Origin of the sequence: Thermohalobaculum sediminis, from assembly GCF_023487995.1 — a bacterium.
Taxonomy (GTDB): Bacteria; Pseudomonadota; Alphaproteobacteria; order Rhodobacterales; family Rhodobacteraceae; genus Thermohalobaculum; species Thermohalobaculum sediminis.
The window spans coordinates 83299-102326 of record NZ_JAMFKN010000010.1 but is presented as its reverse complement, the minus strand read 5'-3'; the positions used below and the strand labels follow the sequence as shown (position 1 = coordinate 102326).

The 19028-nt window shown below is 71.6% G+C and carries 18 protein-coding genes; 11 read left to right on the top strand and 7 right to left on the bottom strand.

Features of this window, described 5'->3' with window-relative positions; all coding sequences use genetic code 11:
* Positions 1–70: 70 nt before the first annotated feature.
* From M1105_RS17610 to M1105_RS17590, 5 genes are all read left to right on the top strand, one after another.
* Positions 71–793 carry an SURF1 family protein gene (locus tag M1105_RS17610; protein ID WP_249581697.1) on the top strand — a complete coding sequence of 241 codons (723 nt, stop codon included), beginning with the start codon at positions 71–73 and terminating at the stop codon, positions 791–793.
* Complete coding sequence (locus tag M1105_RS17605) at positions 790–1560, top strand: SAM-dependent methyltransferase (RefSeq protein ID WP_249581696.1); 771 nt, start codon at positions 790–792, stop codon at positions 1558–1560. The genes M1105_RS17610 and M1105_RS17605 overlap by 4 nt, the downstream gene beginning before the upstream one ends.
* Before the next feature lie 113 nt (positions 1561–1673).
* Positions 1674–3065 (top strand): threonine synthase, encoded by a 1392-nt coding sequence (gene thrC / locus M1105_RS17600; protein WP_249581695.1) that lies wholly within the window; start codon positions 1674–1676, stop codon positions 3063–3065.
* Positions 3062–4321 carry a M16 family metallopeptidase gene (locus M1105_RS17595; protein WP_249581694.1) on the top strand — a complete coding sequence of 420 codons (1260 nt, stop codon included), beginning with the start codon at positions 3062–3064 and terminating at the stop codon, positions 4319–4321. Before thrC ends, M1105_RS17595 begins: the two co-directional genes overlap by 4 nt.
* Positions 4322–4326: 5 nt before the next feature.
* Entirely contained in the window at positions 4327–4926 is a 600-nt protein-coding gene (locus M1105_RS17590; RefSeq protein ID WP_249581693.1) for a GNAT family N-acetyltransferase, read from the top strand.
* A 3-nt stretch (positions 4927–4929) separates the two neighbouring features.
* On the opposite strand, the gene M1105_RS17585 is transcribed toward M1105_RS17590, so the two are convergent.
* The gene (locus M1105_RS17585; protein WP_249581692.1) at positions 4930–5487 is read right to left on the bottom strand and encodes a YqgE/AlgH family protein; all 558 of its coding nucleotides are present in this window, start codon (positions 5485–5487) and stop codon (positions 4930–4932) included.
* A 167-nt stretch (positions 5488–5654) separates the two neighbouring features.
* On the opposite strand from M1105_RS17585, the gene M1105_RS17580 reads away from it, so the two are divergent.
* Positions 5655–6518 (top strand): protein-disulfide reductase DsbD domain-containing protein, encoded by an 864-nt coding sequence (locus M1105_RS17580; RefSeq protein ID WP_249581691.1) that lies wholly within the window; start codon positions 5655–5657, stop codon positions 6516–6518.
* Between the two features lie 85 nt (positions 6519–6603).
* Here the strand turns inward: M1105_RS17580 and rpoH are convergent, their stop codons facing one another.
* The gene (gene rpoH, locus M1105_RS17575; RefSeq protein ID WP_249581690.1) at positions 6604–7512 is read right to left on the bottom strand and encodes an RNA polymerase sigma factor RpoH; all 909 of its coding nucleotides are present in this window, start codon (positions 7510–7512) and stop codon (positions 6604–6606) included.
* 96 nt (positions 7513–7608) lie between these two features.
* Entirely contained in the window at positions 7609–8688 is a 1080-nt protein-coding gene (locus M1105_RS17570) for an RluA family pseudouridine synthase (protein WP_249581689.1), read from the bottom strand.
* On the opposite strand from M1105_RS17570, the gene M1105_RS17565 reads away from it, so the two are divergent.
* Positions 8687–9031: a DUF6476 family protein gene (locus tag M1105_RS17565; RefSeq protein ID WP_249581688.1), complete on the top strand. Its 345-nt coding sequence runs from the start codon at positions 8687–8689 to the stop codon at positions 9029–9031. The two genes, M1105_RS17570 and M1105_RS17565, sit on opposite strands and share 2 nt — an antisense overlap.
* Positions 9032–9035: 4 nt before the next feature.
* Here M1105_RS17565 and M1105_RS17560 read toward each other — a convergent pair whose 3' ends face one another.
* Positions 9036–10016 (bottom strand): P1 family peptidase, encoded by a 981-nt coding sequence (locus tag M1105_RS17560; protein WP_264759706.1) that lies wholly within the window; start codon positions 10014–10016, stop codon positions 9036–9038.
* Positions 10017–10146: 130 nt separating this feature from the next.
* On the opposite strand from M1105_RS17560, the gene M1105_RS17555 reads away from it, so the two are divergent.
* The gene (locus M1105_RS17555) at positions 10147–11223 is read left to right on the top strand and encodes a CaiB/BaiF CoA transferase family protein (RefSeq protein WP_249581687.1); all 1077 of its coding nucleotides are present in this window, start codon (positions 10147–10149) and stop codon (positions 11221–11223) included.
* A 162-nt stretch (positions 11224–11385) separates the two neighbouring features.
* On the opposite strand, the gene M1105_RS17550 is transcribed toward M1105_RS17555, so the two are convergent.
* Entirely contained in the window at positions 11386–12171 is a 786-nt protein-coding gene (locus tag M1105_RS17550; protein WP_249581686.1) for a 3-hydroxybutyrate dehydrogenase, read from the bottom strand.
* Positions 12172–12461: 290 nt separating this feature from the next.
* On the opposite strand from M1105_RS17550, the gene M1105_RS17545 reads away from it, so the two are divergent.
* Together M1105_RS17545 and recQ are read left to right on the top strand one after the other, a co-directional pair.
* Complete coding sequence (locus M1105_RS17545; protein ID WP_264759705.1) at positions 12462–14258, top strand: extracellular solute-binding protein; 1797 nt, start codon at positions 12462–12464, stop codon at positions 14256–14258.
* Positions 14255–16069 (top strand): DNA helicase RecQ, encoded by a 1815-nt coding sequence (gene recQ, locus M1105_RS17540; protein WP_249581684.1) that lies wholly within the window; start codon positions 14255–14257, stop codon positions 16067–16069. Before M1105_RS17545 ends, recQ begins: the two co-directional genes overlap by 4 nt.
* Before the next feature lies 1 nt (position 16070).
* Here the strand turns inward: recQ and M1105_RS17535 are convergent, their stop codons facing one another.
* On the bottom strand, positions 16071–16751 hold the full coding sequence (locus M1105_RS17535) for a hypothetical protein (protein WP_249581683.1): 681 nt from the start codon (positions 16749–16751) through the stop codon (positions 16071–16073).
* Positions 16752–16800: 49 nt separating this feature from the next.
* Here M1105_RS17535 and M1105_RS17530 point away from each other — a divergent pair, with 49 nt between their 5' ends.
* Positions 16801–18171 carry a sodium:solute symporter family transporter gene (locus M1105_RS17530; RefSeq protein ID WP_249581682.1) on the top strand — a complete coding sequence of 457 codons (1371 nt, stop codon included), beginning with the start codon at positions 16801–16803 and terminating at the stop codon, positions 18169–18171.
* A 17-nt stretch (positions 18172–18188) separates the two neighbouring features.
* On the opposite strand, the gene M1105_RS17525 is transcribed toward M1105_RS17530, so the two are convergent.
* The gene (locus tag M1105_RS17525) at positions 18189–18959 is read right to left on the bottom strand and encodes a DUF502 domain-containing protein (protein ID WP_249581681.1); all 771 of its coding nucleotides are present in this window, start codon (positions 18957–18959) and stop codon (positions 18189–18191) included.
* Positions 18960–19028 lie beyond the last annotated feature (69 nt).

Here is a 19028-nt window from a genome sequence, read left to right as displayed (position 1 = left end):
GCCGAACGACGACCTCGCCGCCGCTCGGCAGTGCCGGGCGGCGGTTTCGCATCCAATGGGAGCCCGCGCCATGATGCGCATCCGCCGCGGCGCCATCGCGCCCATCGTGATCGGTGTGCTGGGCGTGGCAATCCTGCTGGGCCTCTGTGCCTGGCAGGTGCAGCGCCTCGCCTGGAAGGAAGGGCTGATCGCAACGCTCGAGGCGCGCCTCGAGCGTGCGCCCGCCGCGCTGCCGGCCGCCCCGGGTCCCGAGGACGAGTTCCTGCGCGTGGCGGTGACCGGCCGCTTCGATGGCGAGGCGGGCAGCCATGGATTCCCCGACGCGCCGTTCCTTACGACGCGCGCGCGCGAGCCGGGATACCGTCTCATCCAGCCCTTCCGACTCGCGGACGGGCGGCGGATCATGGTTGACCGCGGCTTCGTGCCGGCGGCGCTGAAGAACGAGGGCGGGTTCGCCGTCCGGCCCACGCCCGCGCCCGGAGGCGAGATGACGCTGACCGGCGCGTTGCGTTTCCCGAACGAGACGGCCGACCCTCCCTTCGGCGCGCGCGACAACGTGTGGGTGGCGCGCGACCTTGGCGCGATGGCGCGGGTGTTCGCGGCGGATCCGGTGCTGGTGGTCTCAGAGACCTCGTCCGCAGGCCCCGAGGGCTGGCCGCAACCGATGCCGCTGGAGGTGGACCTGCCGAACGACCACCTCGGCTACGCGATCACCTGGGGCTCGCTTGCGCTGGTCTGGGCGCTCATGTCGGCGGTCTGGCTGCGGCGCGAACTGCGCGCGGCGGGCCGGTGAGCAGCGCGCCGACCACGCCCGCGACCGATCCTGCGAAGGCTGCGCTGATCGCGCTTCATCGCGGGCTGGAACGTCTGGGTCCCGGCAGCGACGCCGTCTCGCGCGATATCCTGAAGGCGTTGCCTCGACTGCCCTCGCCGCCCCGTCTCGCGGATCTGGGCTGCGGCTCGGGTGCCGCGAGCCTCATGCTGGCAGCGCATTTCCAGGCCCCTGTCCTCGCCGTCGACCTCTCGGCCGAGTTTCTCGGCGACCTCGCGCATCGTGCGGCCGCACGGGGGCTCGGGGCGCTGATCCGCCCGGTCCTGGCCGATATGGGAGCCCTCGACTGGCCCGAGGCCTCGCTCGACCTGCTGTGGTCCGAGGGGGCGGCCTACAACCTCGGTTTCGCGGGTGCCCTCGGCGCGTGGCGCCGGTTGCTGGCGCCGCTGGGTGTGGCCGTGGTCTCGGAACTCTCGTGGCATGTGCCGAACCCGCCTGAGGAAGCGGCCGCCTACTGGCGCGCGGCCTATCCCGACGTCAGCGACGAGGCCGGCAACCGCGCCCGTGCCGAGGCCGCGGGCTACCGCTTGCTGGGCCTGCGGCGCCTGCCGCGACAGGCGTGGTGGGACAGCTACTACGACCCGCTGCTCGCGCGGATCGCGAAATTGCGACCCGGGGGATCGCCGGAACTGGCCGAGGCCATTGCCGAGACCGAGACCGAGATCGACATCTTCCGCCGCTTTGGCGACAGCTACGGCTACACGTTCTACATCCTCGGGGCGGACTGACACCCGGGGTCGATGCACGCTGGTCGCGGTGCGCCTTGCCGCGTCCGGCATGGACATTGTGCCCCCCGGCGTGCTGCGCTATGAGGCGCGGCAGGAACGAGGGGACCCGGCTCATGCGCTACATCTCGACCCGCGGACAGGCACCGGAGCTCGATTTCGAGGCGGCGATGCTGACGGGCCTGGCGCGCGACGGCGGTCTCTACGTGCCCGAGACGGTGCCCGCGATGCGACCGGCCGAGATCGCGGCGCTTGCGGGGCTGTCCTACGAGGACGCGGCCTTCAGGGTCATGCGCCCGTTCATCGGCGACTGTTTCAGCGACGACGCGTTCCGCGCTATCATCGCGCGCGCCTATGCCGCCTTCCCGCACCCCGCGCGCTGCCCGCTGGTCCAGATCGGGCCGAACGACTGGGTGCTCGAGCTGCATCACGGGCCGACGCTGGCGTTCAAGGACGTGGCGATGCAGCTGATCGGCCAGATGTTCGAGACGGTCCTGGCGCGACGGGGCGAGCGGGTGACCATCGTCGGCGCGACCAGCGGAGACACCGGCTCGGCGGCGATCGAGGCTTTCCGCGGGCTTGACGCGGTGGACGTGGTGATCCTCTACCCGCATGGCCGGGTCAGCGAGGTGCAGCGCCGCCAGATGACGACGCCGGCCGAGCCCAATGTCCACGCGCTGGCGGTCGAGGGCACCTTCGACGACTGCCAGGCGCTGGTGAAGGGGATGTTCAACGACTTCGCCTTCCGCGACGAGGTGGGGCTCGCGGCGGTGAACTCGATCAACTGGGCCCGGGTTCTGGCGCAGGTGGTCTATTACATCACCGCGGCCGTGAGCCTCGGCGCGCCGCACCGGGCCGTGAGCTTCTCGGTTCCCACGGGCAATTTCGGCGACATCTTCGCGGGGCACATCGCGCGGCGGATGGGCCTGCCGATCGAGACCCTTGTGATCGCGACCAACGAGAACGATATCCTGCATCGGACGCTGGAAACCGGCGTCTACGAGAGCCGCGGGGTCGTCGCGACCATCGCGCCTTCCATGGACATCCAGGTCAGCTCGAATTTCGAGCGGCTGCTGTTCGAACTCTACGGCGCGGACGGCCAGGCGGTGGCGACCGCGATGGACGAACTGAAATCGACGGGCCGATTCGCGCTGCCGCAAGGCGCGCGGGAGGCGTTGCGCGCGGGGTTCGCCTCGGCGCGCGTGGACAGGGACGAGGCGATGACGACGATCGCAAGGCTGCATCGCGAGACGGGGATCGTGCTCGACCCCCACACCGCCATCGGCGTGGCGGCAGCGGGGCATGCGCGCGGCGACGCGGCAGTGCCGATGGTCACGCTGGGCACGGCCCATGCCGCGAAGTTCCCCGACGCGGTCGAGCAGGCCTGCGGGCTGCGCCCTGCGCTTCCCGCGCGGATGGCCGACCTCTACGACCGGCCCGAGCGGGTCACGGTGGTCGCGAATGATCTTGCCGCGGTCGAGGCGCTGGTGCGGGAGCGGCGGCGATGAGCATCGAGATCTCGCGCCTCGCCAATGGCTTCCGCGTCGCGACCGAAGTGATGCCGGGCTTCGGCTCGGCCAGCGTCGGCATCTGGATCGACGCGGGCACGCGCCACGAGCGGGCCGACGAGAACGGCATCGCGCATTTCCTCGAGCACATGGCGTTCAAGGGCACGGCGCGGCGCTCGGCGCTCGACATCGCCGAGGCGATCGAGGATGTGGGTGGCTACCTCAACGCCTATACCTCGCGCGAGCGCACGGCCTACTACGCCCGGGTGCTGCCGGGAGACGTGCCGCTCGCGCTCGACATCCTCGCCGACATCCTGCGCGCGCCGAAACTGGCCGAGGCGGATATCGAGCTGGAACGCGGCGTGATCCTGCAGGAGATCGGGCAGGCGCTCGACACGCCCGACGACATCATCTTCGACTGGCTGCAGGAGGTGGCATACCCCGCGCAGGCGATGGGGCGGTCGATCCTGGGCCCGGCGGCGGCGGTGCGCGGCTTCGGGCGCGAGCACCTCGCGGGCTTCATCGCCGAGCATTACCGGCCCGAGCGGATGCTCCTCGCGGCCGCGGGCGCGGTCGACCACGGCGCGATCCTGCGCCTGGCCGAGGGTCTGTTCGGCGACATGGCGCCGGGGACCGAGCCCGCGCCCGAGCCCGCGGCCTTCAGGGGCGGCGAGCGGCGGGTCAAGAAGAAGCTGGAACAGGCGCATTTCGCGCTGGCGCTGTCCTCGCCCAGCTATCGCGACGAGCGCTATTACGCCGCCCAGATCGCGGCGACGGCGCTGGGGGGCGGCATGTCCTCGCGCCTGTTCCAGGAGGCGCGCGAGAGGCGGGGGCTGTGCTACACGATCTTCGCGCAGTGTTCGGCCTGGGCGGATTCGGGCATGCTGACGGTCTATGCCGGCACCGGGGCCGAGGCGATCGGCGGCCTCGTGGACCTGACCGTCGACGAGTTGCAGCGCGCGGCCGGCGACCTGGCCGAGGCCGAAATCGCGCGGGCCCGTGCGCAGACCCGGGCAGGGCTGGTGATGGGGCTGGAAAGCGCCTCGGCCCGGGCAGAGCGGCTGGCCACGCAGGTGTCGATCTGGGGCCGCGCGATCCCGGTCGAGGAGACGGTCGCCCGCGTCGATGCCGTCGGCGTGGCCGAGGCGCGCGCCGCCGTGGCGGACTTCGCGCGCTCGGCCCCTGCCGTCGCGCTCTACGGCCCGGTCGCGGGGGCACGCCCGGCGGCCGAGATCGCGCGCCGCCTGGCTGCCTGAGGGCGATGTTCCTCCGCCGCGCCCGCAACCGCCCGCCCGAGATCGGCACCGGGCGGCTGCTGCTGCGCCCGCCCAGGATGGGCGACTACGAGGGCTGGGCGCGGCTGCGGCGCGAGAGCCGCGCCTTCCTCCAGCCCTGGGAACCCGCCTGGGCGCGCGATCACCTCACCTCGCGGTCCTTCCGCAACCGGGTCATCTGGGCCGAGCGCGCGATCCGGCTGGGCGAGGCGCTGCCGCTGATGCTGTTCCGGATCGAGGACGGGGCGATCCTGGGCGGCCTCACGCTGTCGAACATCCGGCGCGAGCCGGCGCAGGCCGGTACGCTGGGCTACTGGATCGGCGCGCCTTACGCCCGTGCGGGCTACATGACCGAGGCGCTGGCGGCGCTGCGCGAGCACGCCTTCGGCGAGATGGACCTCTCGCGGCTCGAAGCCGCCTGCCTGCCTGACAACCTGCCCTCGCGCAAGCTGCTCGAACGGTGCCAGTTCAAGTACGAGGGGGTCGCGCAGGCCTACCTGCAGATCGACGGGCGCTGGCGCAATCACGTCCTCTATGCCGCGCTGCGGCCGGATCGCCGTGGACGGGTCGAGACGCAGGGGCGCTGAGGCTCAGGCGCTGCCGCCGGGCGAGACCAGCATGGACGCGCTGATGCCGAGCTTGGCGAGGGCGCGTTCCCATTTGCGCGACTGGTCGTCGCCGAACAGAAGCTCGCGATCTGCCTCGCAGGTCAGCCAGCCATTCTGGCGCAGCTCGGCCTCGAGCTGGCCCGGCGCCCAGCCGGCATAGCCCAGCGCGACGATGGCATCGCGCGGCCCGTGGCCGGCGCCCATGGCGTGCAGGATGTCGAGCGTCGCGGTCATCGAAACGCTGTCGTTCACATGCATTGTCGCCTCGGCGCTCTCGTAGTCGGTCGAGTGCAGCACGAAGCCCCGGCCGGGCTCGACCGGACCGCCCTGGCGCACCCGCACGTCGCGCAGCGCGGCGCCGAGCGGAATGCCAAGCGTGCCGAACAGGTCCGCAAGCGTGAGGTCCCCCGCCTCGCGGTTGACGACGAGACCCATCGCGCCCTCGTCGGAATGGGCGCAGAGATAGACGAGGCTGCGCTGGAACCGCGGGTCGCTCATCGACGGCATGGCGATCAGGATCTGGCCGTCAAGGAACTGCACGACACCCGCCTCCTGCGCGGCGCCACTCTCCGTTCCGCCATCAATGTCCCTAGGCTGGCTCATGCAACAAATGTGGACCCGCATCGGGGCGAGGGCAAGTCGGCAGCCCTGCGGCATCTGGTGATCGGCTGGCGATGACGGAAATGCTATGTTCATGTCAGGCGGGGATGATTATCTATCGGGCCATGAGAACGGCATGGGCATATCTGCTGGCCACGGCGCTCGGCGCTGGCGCGGTGCCGGGCGTGATGCCCGGCGCCCCGGCTTTGGCGCAGGCGATCGTCTCGACCGGCGAATCCTTCGTGACCGCGCGGCTCGCGGTCGGCCCCCGCAGCGGCGACGGCCTGCGCGAGGCGGGGCTGGTGCTCGACATCGCGAAGGGCTGGAAGACCTACTGGCGCAATCCGGGCGAGGCCGGCATCCCGCCCGCCTTCGACTGGTCGGGCTCGCGGAACGTCGCCGACATCGAGATCGACTGGCCGCGCCCGACCAGCTTCGAGAGCTTCGGCATGCGGACGCTGGGCTATGCCCGGCAGGTGGTGCTGCCGCTGCGCATCCACCCGGTGGACCCGGCAGCCCCGGTCGGGCTCGACCTGCGCGTGGCGCTGGGCGTGTGCTCGGACATCTGCATCCTCGAGGAGACGCGCGTCCAGCGCGAGATCCCTGCCGGGGCCGAGGGCGAGGACGCGGCCCTGATCGCCGCCGCCCGCGCCACCGTGCCGGGGCCGGGTGCGGGGCAGGGGCTGGTCTCGGCCGTCTGCCGGGTCACCGGGACGGGCACCGATCGCGGCTTCACCGCGCGGCTGGTCTTCGACAAGGCGCTGGCCGACCCGACGATCGTGCTTGAGGGGCCCGCCGACAGCTGGTTCCACGGCACTGAGATAGCGTCGGACGGCGCCGAGATCGCCGTCAGCTCGCAGCTTTCGCTGGTCGACCCCGCCGCGTGGATCGAGCGGGGCGATCTCAGGATCAGCGTGTTCGCGGGCGATGTCGCGGCCGATATAAGGGGCTGCACGGCACCCGCGGGCTGAAGCGCCGCTGCGTCACGCGGGCGGCATGAAAAAGGCCCCGGCGCGCGATGCCCCGGGGCCTTCGGTCTGTCATATGGGTGCCGCGTCAGGCGCCCACGGCCGGGATCAGGCCCTTCTCGGCGGCAAGCTCGCGCATGCGCTTCTGCAGCTTCTCGAAGCCGCGGACCTCGATCTGGCGGATGCGCTCGCGGCTCACGTCATAGACCTTCGAGAGGTCCTCGAGCGTCACCGGCTCGTCCTTCAGGCGCCGCTCGGTCAGGATGTGGCGCTCGCGCTCGTTGAGCGTGGCCAGCGCCTCCATCAGCAACTCTCGCCGGGCGTCCAGTTCCTGCGTCTCGGCATACTGCGCGGCCTGGTCGGCGTCGTCGTCGGCCAGCCAGTCCTGCCATTCGCTGGTGCCCTCGCCGTCGCCCTTGATGGTGGCATTCAGCGAGCTGTCGCCGCCGCCCGAGAGGCGCCGGTTCATCGACACCACCTCGTCCTCGGACACGCCGAGGTCCGTTGCGATCTTCGTCACATGCTCGGGGCGCAGGTCGCCTTCCTCCAGCGCGCCGATCTTGCCCTTGGCCTTACGCAGGTTGAAGAACAGCTTCTTCTGCGCCGCCGTGGTGCCCAGCTTCACCATCGACCAGGACCGCAGGATGTATTCCTGGATCGAGGCGCGGATCCACCACATGGCATAGGTCGCAAGCCGGAAGCCCTTGTCCGGGTCGAAGCGCTTGACCGCCTGCATCAGGCCCACATTGGCCTCGGACACGACCTCGGCCGTCGGCAGGCCGTAACCGCGATAGCCCATCGCGATCTTGGCCGCCAGGCGCAGATGCGAGGTCACCAGCCTGTGCGCGGCCTCGCGGTCGCCGTGGTCGACCCAAGCCTTGGCCAGCATGAATTCCTCGTCCGGGTCCAGCATCGGGAACTTGCGGATCTCGGAGAGATAGCGGCTCATTCCCTGTTCCGGCGAGGGCGCGGGAAGCGCCGAATAGGTGCTGCTCATTCGGTCCCTCTCTCTCGTTCTTGCCCCTTGGCGCGGATCTGAGGTCGGCGAGATATAGGATCGCCGTTCCGCGCGACTATCCTTTCAACGACCAATCTAAGATTTCCGGCGCAAAATACACAAAAGCGTGTCCATATCAGGTGGAATCGGGCTCTCGAAGCAAAGATCGGCACCCGTGACCGGGTGGCGGAAGCCGAGCCGCGCCGCATGGAGCGCCTGACGTGGAAACGCGGCCAGCGCAGCGCGGGTTCCCTCGCCGGCCACGTCGGGCGAGAGGCGCCGCGGCCGGCCATAAACCTGGTCGCCCACCAGCGGGTGGCCGACATGGGCGGCATGGACGCGGATCTGGTGGGTGCGGCCGGTCTCGAGCCGAAAGGCCGCGAGGCAGGCAAAGGGCCGATCGCCGAAGACCTCGATCACCCGCAGGCGGCTGACAGCGTGCCGCCCGCCCGCGCGCGCGACGGCCATGCGCTTGCGGTCGACCGGGTGGCGCGCGATCGCGGCCTCGATGCGGATCCAGCCGTCCTCGAAGCTCACGCCAGGCAGGCCGGCGAGGCGCGGCTCGGCCCGGTCGGGCACACCCCACAGGATTGCGCGGTATTCGCGCTCGATGTCATGGGCGGCGAAGAGGGCGGCGAGCCCGGCCATGGCAGCCTCGGTCTTAGCGACGACCAGCAGGCCCGAGGTGTCCTTGTCGATGCGGTGGACGATGCCGGGGCGCCGCTCGCCGCCGATGCCGGCAAGGCTTGCGCCGCAATGCGCGAGCAGCGCGTTCACCAGCGTCCCGCGCTCCGCCCCCGGCGCGGGGTGGACCACCATCCCGGCGGGCTTGTCGATGACGATCAGGTGCGCGTCCTCGTGGACCACGCTCAACGGGATGGCCTCGGGCTCGGGGCGCGCGGGGGCGGGGGCGGGCATGGCGAGGCGGAACACCTCGCCCGCCTTGACTTTGCGCCTCGCGGCGGTGACGGTCGCGCCGGTCGCGTCGCTGACCCGGCCGGCGGCGAGCGCATCGGCGATGCGCGAGCGCGACAGGCCCGGAAGGCCGGCCGCTGCTTCTGCCAGCGCCTTGTCGAGGCGCAGCCCGTCGGCCGCATCCGGGATGGCCAGGTCGTGGACCTGCTCGCCCACACCCGGCGGGGCCGGCATATCGTCGTCGTCGAGAGGATCGTCCATGCCTGATGCCCGCCGCTACGACCCCGAGGACGAACCGCCCGAGCCCGCGCCGGTGCGCCGGCTGCGGCTGATGGTCAGCGCCCTGATCTTCGTGCTCATCGCGGGGGTGGTAACGGTCGCGGCGACGCTTGTCATCCGGCTTGGCGCGATCGAGCCTGCCAAGGCGCCGCCGATCGGCGCCGAGCGGCTCAGCCTGCCTGCGGGCGAGATGATCTTGGCGATGGGGCAGGGCGGCGGGCGCGTGCTGATCGCCACGCGCGACGCCGAGGGGGTCGAGCGGCTGCGCGCCTTCGACGCGGACAGCGGGGCGGAAAGCTCGGTCACGCTGATCGAACGGGACTGAGGGGTCACGAAAGCTCGCGCCAGGCGGGCAGGCCCGCGAGGGGCGCGGCCTCGACCACGCCGCGGGTGACGGCGCGCGCGACGCAGTCGGCCGCCAGCATGCCGATCCGCGAGAGCGCCGCGAGATCGGCGGGCGGCCCGGCGCGGCCGGTCGACAGCACGAACACCGTGTCGCCATCGAGCGGCGCATGAACAGGGCGGATCGCGCGGGCGAAGCCGTCATGCGCCATCGCGGCGATACGCCCCGCCTGGGCCCGCGTCAGGCGCGCGTCGGTCGCGACCACGACGAGCGTGGTGTTCGCCCGCGCCTCGCCCGCGAAGCCGTGGTCGAGCGTGGCGGGCGGCCCGGCCGGTGGTTCGACGCCGCCCCATTCGCCCGCCTGCTCCAGCCACCACGCCCAGGGCGTGCGGCCGCCCGGCATGACGACCGAGCCAAGCGGGTTCGCCACCGCCAGCGCGCCGATCGTGACGCCGCCCGCCACGAAGGACGCGGTGCCGAGCCCGCCCTTCAGCCCGCCCGCCTTCGCGCCCAGCCCCGCGCCGGCATTGCCCAGCGCGAAGTCCGGGCCGGCCGCGGCGGCCGCCTCGCGCCCCAGCCGCCACCAGGGGGGCGTCTGCCAGTCCTTGGGACCGCCGATGGCGAGGTCGAAGATGATCGCGGCGGGTACGATGGGCACGACCGCCCCGCCCACCGCGAAGCCGCGGCCCTGTTCGCGCAGCCAGTCCATCACACCCCCGGCCGCGTCGAGCCCGTAGGCCGAGCCGCCCGAGAGCGCGAGCCCGTGCACCACCTCGACCGTGCCGAGGGGACCCAGCGCGTCGGTCTCGCGCGTGCCGGGGCCGCCGCCGCGGACGTCGCAGGCGGCGATGGCAGGGGTTTCGGGAATGACGGCGGTCGCGCCGGTGGTCAGCGCCGCATCCTCGGCATTGCCGACGAAGATGCCCGCGACATCGGTGATCGAATTGCGCGGCCCCGGCCGGATCATCGCTCGCCCCCACGGTTGACGCGCCCCGAGCCTATACCGCGCGGGACGCCGCGCAAGCCCCGGCGCCCGCCGCTTGCGCGCGCCGCCGCGCGCGGCCAAGCTGGCAGGGGGCAGCGACAGGGGGGATGGCATGGCCGGGCCGCTGACTGGGACGCGGATCGTCGAGTTCGAGGGCATCGGCCCCGCGCCCTATGCCGGGATGCTGCTGGCCGACATGGGCGCGGACGTGGTCAAGATCGCCCGCCCGGCCGTCGCACGCGGGCCGCTGATCGCGGACACCGGCGCCGCGGTGATGGACCGGGGCAAGCGGGTGGTCGCGCTCGATCTCAAGGCCGCTGCGGGGCGCGAGGCGGCTCTGGCGCTGGCCGCGCGTGCCGACGGGCTGATCGAGGGGCTGCGGCCGGGGGTGATGGAGCGCCTCGGCTTCGGTCCGGCCGAGACGCAGGCCCTGAACCCCCGGCTCGCCTACGTCCGCGTGACCGGCTGGGGGCAGGCGGGACCGCTGGCGCAGACGGCGGGGCACGACATCAACTACATCGCGCTCACGGGCGCGCTGCACGCGATGGGCGAGCCGGCGCGCCCGCCCGTGCCGCCCCTGAACCTCGTGGGCGATTTCGGCGGCGGTGGGATGCTGGCGGCGCTGGGCATGCTGGGTGCGCTGATCGAGGCCGGGCGCACCGGGCGCGGGCCGGTCGTCGATTCGGCCATGATCGACGGGGCGGCGAGCCAGATGGCCTTCATCTATGCCTGGGCGGCCTCAGGCGTCTGGCGCAACCGGCGGGGCGACAACCTGCTGGATGGCGCGGCACCCTTCTACCGCTGCTATACATGCGCCGGCGGCGGCTTCGTCGCGGTTGGCGCCATCGAGCCGCAGTTCTTCCGGGCGATGATGCAGGGCGTGGGCCTCGACCCCGCCGACTGGGACCAGTCGGACCGCGCCGCATGGCCCCGGCTGGCCGAGGCGCTGGCTGCGCGGTTCGCCACCCGCAGCCGCGACGCGTGGGCGGAACTGTTCGCCGGGACGGATGCCTGCGTCACGCCTGTTCTGAGCCTGGGCGAGGCGTCCCGCCACCCCCATGTCGCGGCCCGCGCGACCATCGCGGGCAGCCCGCCGATCCCCGCGCCCGCGCCCCGCTTCCCGGGCACCGAGGCCCCGCGCGCCCGGCGCGAGGCGAGCCTTGCCGAAGTGCTGGAAGGCTGGGCCTGATACCGGCCTGCAGTGATCGGACCAGACCGTCGGAATGTCCGCTGCCCCTGCCCGCGAGCCGGGGCCTCGTTCTGGCCGCATACGACACTAGGCCCCGGGTCGCGCCCGGGGCAGCACAGTCAGGCGGCATGAGCCGGCCTCAAGGAAAACCGGCCTGAGCCCTCAGAGCGCCGTCCAGCCGCCATCCACCGAGATCGTGGTGCCGGTGATCTGGGCCGCGTCCTCCGAGCACAGGAACGCCACGGTGCCGCCGATCTGCTCAGTCGTGGCGAACTGCTTCGAGGGCTGACGGGCCAGCATCACCTCGCGGATGACGGTGTCGCGGTCCATGCCGTGCGCCTTCATCTGGTCGGGGATCTGCGCCTCGACCAGCGGCGTGAGCACGTAGCCCGGGCAGACCGCGTTGCAGGTGATCCCCTCGCCCGCGACCTCGAGCGCCGTGACCTTCGAGAAGCCGACCACGCCATGCTTGGCCGCGACATAGGCCGACTTGAAGGGCGAGGCGGTCAGCCCATGCGCCGAGGCGACGTTGACGATCCGCCCCCAGCCGGCCGCGCGCATCCCCGGCAGCGCCGCGGCGGTGGTGTGGAAGGCCGAAGTGAGGTTGATCGCGATGATCGCGTCCCACCGCTCGACCGGGAAGTCCTCGATCCGCTCGACATGCTGGATGCCGGCGTTGTTCACGAGGATATCGACCCGCCCGAACCGCTCGGCCGCCCGCGCGATCAGTGCGCGGCAGTCGTCGCCTTTCGACATGTCGGCGCGGATGTAGGCGACCTCCGAGCCGGCCTCGGCGGCGAGCTCGCGGGCGAGGTCGTGGTCCTCGGCCCGGTCGGTGAACGAGTTGATCACCACCTTCGCGCCCCGCATTGCCAGCGTACGCGCCACCCCCAGCCCGATGCCCGAATTCGACCCGGTGACGACCGCGACCTTGCCCGTGAGCGCCATGACCTTTGCCCCTTTACCTTGCCTTGCCTTCCGGGCCACCCTGCCGGGCGGCCCGCCTTCGGTTGCGGCGGCCAGCATAATGTTGCAATGCAAAATTGCGAGAGCGAAAACAGGCAATGGCCGGGCAGGGCAGCGTGCAGGGCGACGCGATGAAACAAAAAAAAGCGCCCCACGAAGGGGGCGCGTCAGGTGTTGAGGCAGGTTTCATACAGGCAAGAAACCTATCGAGCAGTGATCTGACGATACGCAATCTTGCCCGTTTCGGCAAGGGGGTTTTCGCATCGGATTCAATGACACTTCTAAGACGTGCTGGCATCGCGCTTTTCGCGGTTCTCGCGGGGCTCGCCGGCCCCGCCTCGGGGGCGCCGGAGCACGGAATCGCGATGCATGGAAAACCCGCTTTGGAATCAGGCTTTACGGCCTTTCCCTATAGCAACGAATCAGCTCCGAAGGGCGGGCGTGCGGTGTTCGGCGAGGTTGGCGGCTTCGACAGCCTCAACCCCTTCATCCTCAAGGGTCGCGCCCCCTGGGCGGTCGCACCGCACATGGTCGAGTCGCTGATGGCGCGCAGCCAGGACGAGCCCTTCACGCTTTATGGCCTCCTGGCGGAAACGGTCGAGACCCCGCCCGACCGGTCCTGGGTCGAGTTCACGCTGCGCCCGCAGGCCCGATTCTCGGACGGCTCGCCCGTCACGGTGGAGGACGTCATCTGGTCCTTCGAGACGCTAGGTCGCGAGGGGCACCCCCGCTACCGCAACGCCTGGGACAGCATCGCCGCCATTCGCCGCGGCGGCGAGCGCACGTTGCGCATCGAGTTCTCGGAACCGAACCGCGAGCTTCCCCTGATCCTCGGCCTGCGCCCGGTGCTCAAGAGGGCGCAGTGGGAGGGGCGGCCTTTCGGCGAATCCGGGCTCGAGCCGATCATCGGTTCGGGGCCGTATTTCATCGCGGATTTCGAACCGGGGCGCTTCGTCACCTTCCGGCGCGACCCCGACTGGTGGGGGGCCGACCTGCCGGTGAACCGCGGCCTGAACAACTTCGATGAGGTGCGCTACGAGTATTTCCGGAACGCCGATGCACTGTGGCAGGCCGTGCAGACGGGGGCTGTGGACTTCTTCGCCGATGCCGACCCCGTGCGCTGGGCCGAGGGCTACGAGTTCCCCGCGGCTCTGAGCGGGCGGCTGGTGCGGACCGAGATCGCGCATGGCCGGCCGACAGGGATGGACGGCTTCGTCTTCAATTCCCGCCGCGCGCCTCTGAGCGACCGGCGGGTGCGCGAGGCGCTGGCGCTCGCCTTCGACTGGGAATGGGTCAACGAGCGGCTCTACCGCGGCGAACTGCGGCGCATCCGCTCGTTCTTCGACAACTCGCCGCTGGGCTTCGACGGTCCCGCCGAGGGGCGCGAGCGCGAGATCCTCGCGCCCTTCGCCGCGCATCTGCCGCCCGGCACGCTGGAGGAAGGCTGGCGCCCGCCGGTCTCGGACGGCACGGGGCGCGACCGGCGCAACCTGCGCGCGGCGGCGGCGCTGCTGGACGAGGCGGGCTGGACGGTGGTCGACGGTCAGCGGCGCAACGCCGAGGGCCGGCCGCTGGTGGTCGAGGCGCTTGTCGTCTCGACCGAGGACGAGACGCTTGCCAGCATCTGGTCGCAGGCGGTGGCCCGGCTTGGCGCCAAGATGCTGGTCCGGCGGGTCGATGCGGCGCAATACCAGCTCAGGCGGCAGGATTACGACTTCGACATCGTGACCAACCGCTGGTCGATGTCGCTGAGCCCCGGGACCGAGCAGCGTCTCTATTTCGGCGCGGCCGGGCGCGAGACGCCGGGGACGCGCAACTACATGGGCGTGGCCGACCCCGCGGTCGAGGCGGCGATCGACGCGATGCTGGCGGCCGAGGGCGAGGACGATTTCCGCGCCGCGGTGCGCGCGCTCGACCGGGTGCTGATGGCAGGGATCTACGTCGTGCCCTTCGGCGCGCTGCCCACCGACCGGATCGCGCATTCGGCGGGCGTGCGCGGCCCCGAGCGCGCGCCGCTCTATGGCTGGTGGGGCTGGTGGGCCGGGCCCGGCCTGTGGTGGCGCGAATGAGGGACGCGGCAGGGGCGACGACGCCCGACCGCGAGGTGCTGGCGCGGGTCTTCGGCTTTCACGATTACCGGCCCGGGCAGGGCGAGATCGTGGCCGCGATGCTGGCGGGCGAGGACGTGCTGGCGATCATGCCCACGGGGGGCGGCAAGTCGTTGTGCTACCAGTTGCCGGCGCTGGTGGGCGGGCGGCTCACGGTCGTCATCTCGCCGCTGATCGCGCTGATGCAGGATCAGGTGGCGGCGCTGCGCGAGAACGGCGTGACGGCGGCGGCGCTGTCGTCGGCGACCGCGCCGGACGAGCGCGACTGGATCCTAGACGTGGTGCGCGAGGGGCGGCTGAGGCTGCTCTACATCGCGCCCGAGCGGCTGGCGTCCGAGCGGTTCTGCGACTGGCTGGCGGGGCTTGGCATCGCGCGGCTGGCGGTGGACGAGGCGCATTGCATCAGCCAGTGGGGGCACGACTTCCGGCCCGACTACCTGCGGCTGGGCGAGCTTGCCGCGCGCCTCGGCGTGCCTGTGGGGGCCTTCACCGCCACGGCCGACGAGGACACGCGGGCCGAGATCGTCCGTCGCCTGTTCGCGGGGCGACGCCCGCGCAGCTTCATCCGCGGCTTCGACCGGCCGAACCTCTCCCTCGCCTTCCAGCCCAAGGCAAGCCCGCGCCGGCAGGTGCTGGACTTCGTGGCGGCGCGGCCGGGGCAGTCGGGCATCGTCTATTGCGCGACGCGCGACCGGGCCGAGGGCATGGCCGCGGCGCTGCGCGAGGCGGGGGTCGACGCGCTGACCTACCATGCGGGGCTCGACGCCGACGAGCGCACGGCGCGCCAGACCCGCTTCACCCGCGGCGAGGGCGTGGTGATGGCGGCGACGGTGGCCTTCGGCATGGGGGTGGACAAGCCCGACGTGCGCTTCGTTGTGCAGGCCGACCTGCCCAAGTCGATCGAGGCCTATTACCAGGAGATCGGCCGCGCCGGGCGCGACGGCCTGCCGGCCGACACGCTGACGCTCTATGGCGCCGACGACATCCGGCTCGCGCGCGCCCGGATCGACGAGGGCGACGCACCACCCGAGCGCAAGCGCGCCGATCACGCGCGGCTTTCCGCCCTGCTGGCGCTGGCCGAGGCGCCGGCCTGCCGGCGCCAGACGCTGCTCGCCTATTTCGGCGAGGCGGCGGGGCCCTGCGGCAACTGCGACCTGTGCCGCGAGCCGCCCGAGCGGATCGACGGGACCGAGATCGCGCAGATGGCGCTGTCGGCCATGCTGCGCACCGGCGAGGGCTTCGGCGCGGGGCATGTGGTGGCGGTGCTGCGGGGCGAGGCGGACGATCGCATCCGGCGCCTCGGCCATGACCAGATCCGCACCTTCGGCGTCGGCGCGGCGCATGGGCGGGGCGACTGGCAGGCGTGGCTCAGGCAGATGCTGGCCTTGGGCCTCTGCACCATCGACGGCGAGCGCGGCGGGGCATGGCGGGTGACCGAGGCAGGCTGGGAGGTGCTGCGCGGCACGCAGCCCGTCGAGCTGAAGCGCGAGACGCCCGCGCGCAAGGCCGCGGCACGGAAGGGCGCACTCCCCGCGCCCCGGATGGCGCCCGAGGACGAGGCGCTGCTGCGTGCGCTGAAGGCGCGCCGCGCCGAACTGGCGCGCGAGGCGAACGTGCCGGCCTATGTGGTCTTCTCCGACCGCAGCCTGATCGAGATGGCGGCGCGCCGCCCCGCGACACCCAGCCAGATGGGCGAGGTCCACGGTGTCGGCGCGGCCAAGCTGGAACGCTATGGAGACACCTTCCTCGCCGTGATCCGCGAGGCGGGCTGAGTCAGAGCACGCAGCCCGCCCGCGCCGCCCGGGCATAGGCCGCGAGTTCCGGCCGGGCCACCCGGCCGGACGCGAGGAAGCCGTCGATGAGCGCCTCGACCCGGCCCGGCGCCCGATCGTGCGCGTGGCCAAGGCCGTGCAGCGCGGCCTCCTGCCAGGCGGCATGGGGCAGGGCGAGGATGGCGCCCATCACCTCGATCAGTGCCGCATCGAGCGCCGAGGCCTCGGCGGGATCGGCGGGCGGCTCGATCCATAGGAGGTCGAAGAACATGTAGGCCGTCAGCCCGAGCGGCCCGCCATCTTCGGAGAGATGCCCCAGCGCAGGCGGGCAGCGCGGCGCGATCACCTCGGAGAACAGGCGCTCGAACCTCGCGACGAGGGCAAGCCGCACCGCCTGCGGCACCGCGGGCGTGCCGATGCAGCGGATCATCAGCGGCTCGGCAGAATCGAAGATCCAGCGCAGGCCCGCGGCGACCGAGAGATCGTCGCAAGCCGCCATCCGCGCGCCGGGTTCGGTCAGCAGCCAGCCCAGATGCGCGGCGAACTCGGCAGCATCGCCGTGCGGCGGGTCGAGGTCGGGCGTGAAGAAGTAGTCGTCGACCGTCGCCGGGCGGGTGAGGATCGCCATCAGCCAGTCGTCATGCCCGTCCATCCGCTCACGCCCCGTTGACTTCGATTTCATGCCTTCTGCTGCTAGCACGTCCTGAACGGAACCTCACGGAGACCATGCCATGACCCTTGAGACCGCGCTCGCCCTGGGCGCGACGGCCGCCATCATGGTGGCATCCTTTGCCGTCTCGCGCCGGGCCGCGACGCCCGAGGGCTTCTTCGGCGGGGTCGATCTCGAGGGTCGGGCGCCGGGCCTGTGGATGCTGGTCCTGAGCCAGGTGACCACCTGGATCTTCGCGCGCTCGCTGCTGACGGCGGCCGTCCTCGCGTTCCATTACGGCCTCGCCGGGGCGCTGGCCTACACGGCCTATTACCTCAGCTTCTTCACCGGCGGGCTGGTGATCGACCGGCTGAGGGCGACGGGCGGGCAGGGTTCGATCCATGACTTCCTGCGCGCGCGCTTCGGGACGGCGGGGACGGCGTGCTTCAACATCCTCATCGGTGCGCGGCTGCTGTCCGAGGTGTTCGCGAACCTGCTGATGGTGGGGCTGGTATTCAGCGCGACCGGCAGCCTTGGCTACTGGGGCGCGATCGCCGCGATCTCGGCGCTGACGCTGGGCTATTCGATGCTTGGGGGGCTCTCGGCCTCGCTGCGTACCGATGTCGTGCAGATGCTGGTGTTCCTGGGGCTGCTCGTGGCGGTGTGGCTTGCGGTGTCGGCACTGCCGCAGGTGGCGGCAGCGGACCTTGCGACGCCGGCAGGGGTCGATCAGGGGCCGGGCTGGGTGCTGCTGGCGGTCGCGCTCCTACAGGTGATCAGCTATCCGCTGCACGACCCGGTGATGACCGACCGGGGCTTCATCGCCGACCGGGCGACGACGCGCGCGAGCTTCTGGCTGGCGGGGGTGCTGGGCATGGCCTCGATCTTCGCCTTCGCCATGCTGGGCGTGGTGGCGGCGCATCACGCGGCCGGGGCGAAGGATTTCCAGACGGCGCTGTCGGGCCTGCTGGGGGCGCCGCTGACGGTGATGGTCAACCTCGCGCTGATCGTCTCGGCGGTCTCGACCATGGACTCGACGCTGTCGAGCGCGGCCAAGCTCGCCGTCGTGGACATGGGGCTCGCGCGCCGGACGCTGGCGAACGGGCGGGTCGCGATGGCGCTGTGCATGGCGGGCGGTCTCGGCTTCCTCGCGCTGGGCTGGGACGAGCTCTACACGGCCGTCGCGGTGTCGGGCACGGCGTCGATGTTCCTCGCGCCCGTGGCCGTGATCTCGATCATCGGCGGGCGAGAGGTCGCGCGCTGGGCCTATCTCCTGGCCTTTGCCGCGGCGATGCTGGGGGCGGGTCTCTACGCTGTGGAAAGCGAGGGCGGGACGCAGATCGTGGGCGCGCTCACGGGGTTCGAGCACAAGTACTCGAAGCTGCTGGCCATCTGCGTGGCGGTGCTGGCGATCGGCTTCGGCGCCTTCGCCGCTGGGCTGCGGCGGCGCTGAGGGCGGGGGCCGCGCCTTCAGCCCTTGTCGTTGTTGCCGTTCAGGCTCGCCCCCGCGACGCGGGCAAGCTGTTCCTTGCGGCGCGCGATGCGGGCCTGCTCGGCGGCGATCTCTTCGCGCGAGGGCGGGCTGACGAGACCCGCCGAGATGATCAGCTTGGCCGCCTCCTCGATCGTCATGTCGAGCGGGATCACGTCGGTCTTGGGGATGAACATCAGGAAGCCCGAGGTCGGGTTCGGCGTGGTCGGCAGGAACACCGACACCATCTCGCGCCCGCCGGTGCGGCTGAGAATCTCGCCCTTGGTGTCGGTCGAGATGAAGGCGATGGCCCAGACGCCCTTGCGCGGATACTCGATCAGGCAGGCCTGCCGGAACGAGCTCTTGGACTGGCTCAGCACGGTTTCAACGAGCTGCTTGAGCGCGTTGTAGATCGAACGCACCACGGGCATCCGGTCGACGAAGTCCTCGCCCACCCGAATGAGCTGCTTGCCGAAGACGCGCTTGGCGAAATAGCCGACGACCGTGGTGAAGATCAGGAAGACGATCAGCCCGTAGCCGGGGATGTCGGCGTCGATATAGGTGCGCGGGTTGTAGGGCGCGGGCACCAGCGGCAGCACGCGCGAGTCGACGAAGGTGATGAAGGCCCAGGTAAGATACAGCGTCACCACCACCGGGACGACGACGATCAGGCCCGTGAGGAAATTCGCCCGAAGCCGATGGCCAAGCGAAACCCGCCGGCGCCGCGAGGTCCGGGCCTTCCGACCGCCGTTGCCGTTCTCGCCCGTCATCGCCGTCCGCTCCCCGTCACTCGCGCCAAACACTTAGTCCCGCGGCGAGCGCCACGCAATGGCAGGGCG

What these genes read in the sequence shown, in the direction of transcription:
- M1105_RS17610 (WP_249581697.1), top strand. Translation starts at nt 71, where the DNA reads ATGATGCGCATCCGCCGCGGCGCCATCGCGCCCATCGTGATCGGTGTG.
- thrC (WP_249581695.1), top strand. Translation starts at nt 1,674, where the DNA reads ATGCGCTACATCTCGACCCGCGGACAGGCACCGGAGCTCGATTTCGAG.
- M1105_RS17595 (WP_249581694.1), top strand. Translation starts at nt 3,062, where the DNA reads ATGAGCATCGAGATCTCGCGCCTCGCCAATGGCTTCCGCGTCGCGACC.
- M1105_RS17590 (WP_249581693.1), top strand. Translation starts at nt 4,327, where the DNA reads ATGTTCCTCCGCCGCGCCCGCAACCGCCCGCCCGAGATCGGCACCGGG.
- M1105_RS17580 (WP_249581691.1), top strand. Translation starts at nt 5,655, where the DNA reads ATGATTATCTATCGGGCCATGAGAACGGCATGGGCATATCTGCTGGCC.
- rpoH (WP_249581690.1), bottom strand. Translation starts at nt 7,512, where the DNA reads ATGAGCAGCACCTATTCGGCGCTTCCCGCGCCCTCGCCGGAACAGGGA.
- M1105_RS17565 (WP_249581688.1), top strand. Translation starts at nt 8,687, where the DNA reads ATGCCTGATGCCCGCCGCTACGACCCCGAGGACGAACCGCCCGAGCCC.
- M1105_RS17570 (WP_249581689.1), bottom strand. Translation starts at nt 8,688, where the DNA reads ATGGACGATCCTCTCGACGACGACGATATGCCGGCCCCGCCGGGTGTG.
- M1105_RS17560 (WP_264759706.1), bottom strand. Translation starts at nt 10,016, where the DNA reads ATGATCCGGCCGGGGCCGCGCAATTCGATCACCGATGTCGCGGGCATC.
- M1105_RS17555 (WP_249581687.1), top strand. Translation starts at nt 10,147, where the DNA reads ATGGCCGGGCCGCTGACTGGGACGCGGATCGTCGAGTTCGAGGGCATC.
- M1105_RS17550 (WP_249581686.1), bottom strand. Translation starts at nt 12,171, where the DNA reads ATGGCGCTCACGGGCAAGGTCGCGGTCGTCACCGGGTCGAATTCGGGC.
- M1105_RS17545 (WP_264759705.1), top strand. Translation starts at nt 12,462, where the DNA reads ATGACACTTCTAAGACGTGCTGGCATCGCGCTTTTCGCGGTTCTCGCG.
- recQ (WP_249581684.1), top strand. Translation starts at nt 14,255, where the DNA reads ATGAGGGACGCGGCAGGGGCGACGACGCCCGACCGCGAGGTGCTGGCG.
- M1105_RS17535 (WP_249581683.1), bottom strand. Translation starts at nt 16,751, where the DNA reads ATGAAATCGAAGTCAACGGGGCGTGAGCGGATGGACGGGCATGACGAC.
- M1105_RS17530 (WP_249581682.1), top strand. Translation starts at nt 16,801, where the DNA reads ATGACCCTTGAGACCGCGCTCGCCCTGGGCGCGACGGCCGCCATCATG.
- M1105_RS17525 (WP_249581681.1), bottom strand. Translation starts at nt 18,959, where the DNA reads ATGACGGGCGAGAACGGCAACGGCGGTCGGAAGGCCCGGACCTCGCGG.